Annotated in this window: 1 protein-coding gene; it reads right to left on the bottom strand. The window is 58.0% G+C overall.

Annotation, left to right across the window (positions count from 1 at the left end; genetic code table 11):
* Window positions 1-212: immunoglobulin-like domain-containing protein (locus tag AACY45_RS29180; RefSeq protein ID WP_339548926.1), on the bottom strand; the 212-nt coding region annotated here is incomplete at both ends.

Genomic DNA, 212 nt, shown 5'->3' with positions numbered 1-212 from the left:
ACCAGGTTCTCGAAGGACTTGCCGTCAACGGTGGCGTTGTCGATGCCGACTTCCACAACTTGACCGTCTTTGTAGACGTCATCACCTTGCGCAGCCAGCTCGTACGGAACGCTGGTGGTGCCGGCCTTGATGACGACGGTATCGCCGTTGCTCAGAGTCACGGTCAGGTCTTGTTTGAGGACCTGGTCGACCTTGACGGTGAACTTCGGTGC

The sequence above is a fragment of the Pseudomonas sp. RA_35y_Pfl2_P32 genome (assembly GCF_963970735.1).
GTDB lineage: Bacteria > Pseudomonadota > Gammaproteobacteria > Pseudomonadales > Pseudomonadaceae > Aquipseudomonas.
This window is presented reverse-complemented; position numbering and strand designations above follow the sequence as displayed.